We start from the raw sequence: 1054 nt of genomic DNA, 5'->3' as shown, positions 1-1054 counted from the left end.
GCGCCGCTGGACGTAACGCCATCTGCCGTCCCGCAAGAGGCCACCCCCCTCCACCATCCGGCTGCGCCGGACGGTCCCCCTCCCCGCGAGCGGGGAGGAGTTTTGGCCTCACCCGCCGTCCGCGCCCGCGCGGCCGACCTCGGCATCGACCTGTCCGCCGTCCACCACGACGGCCCCCACATCCGCCACGCCGATCTCGACGCATACCTTCGCTACGGCAGCGCGCAGGGCTATCACACCCCCAACGCATCGCGCGCCCGCCCGGACGAAACCGTCAAGGTCATCGGCGTGCGCCGCCGCATCGCCGAGAACATGGCGGCAGCCAAGCGCCACATCCCGCACTTCACCTATGTCGAGGAGATCGACGTCACCGCGCTGGAGGCGATGCGCGGCGACCTGAACATGGCGCGTGGGTCCCGGCCAAAGCTGACCATGCTGCCGCTGCTGATCGTCGCGATCTGCCGCACGCTGTCCGATTTCCCGATGCTCAACGCGCGCTATGACGACGAGGCTGGGGTGGTGACGCGGTTCGGGCGGGTGCATCTGGGCATGGCGGCGCAGACCGATGCCGGGCTGATGGTTCCGGTAATCCGCGACGCGCAGGACCTGAACCCGTGGCAGCTCGCGACCGAGATCGTCCGGCTGGCTGAGGCGGCACGCACTGGCAAGGCGAAGTCGGAGGAACTGTCGGGCGGCACGATCACCGTCACCTCGCTGGGGCCGCTCGGCGGCATCGCGACCACCCCGGTCATCAATCGCCCCGAAGTCGCGATCATCGGCCCGAACCGCATCGTCGAACGCCCGGTGTTCCGCGCGCGCGCCGGTGGCGGCGAGGAAATCGTCAAGGCCAAGCTGATGAACCTGTCGATCAGTTGCGATCACCGCGTCGTCGACGGTCATGACGCCGCCAGCTATGTCCAGGCGTTGAAGCGGCTGATCGAAACGCCGGTACTGCTGTTCGCCGACTGATCGCGGAGGAAGCGGGCAAGGTTGACGATCGCGGCGCACTGATCCTCCCCGGCACGGGGAGGGGAACCAGTGAAGCTGGTGGAGG

At 68.8% G+C, this 1054-nt stretch carries 1 protein-coding gene; it reads left to right on the top strand.

The window, feature by feature from the left end; genetic code table 11:
* A partial coding sequence (locus tag ASE91_RS05755) for a dihydrolipoamide acetyltransferase family protein (RefSeq protein ID WP_235530348.1) occupies positions 1 to 969 on the top strand: 969 nt, incomplete at its 5' end.
* Positions 970 to 1054 lie beyond the last annotated feature (85 nt).

The sequence above is a fragment of the Sphingomonas sp. Leaf62 genome, from assembly GCF_001421915.1.
Lineage (GTDB): Bacteria > Pseudomonadota > Alphaproteobacteria > Sphingomonadales > Sphingomonadaceae > Sphingomonas.
This window is presented reverse-complemented; position numbering and strand designations above follow the sequence as displayed.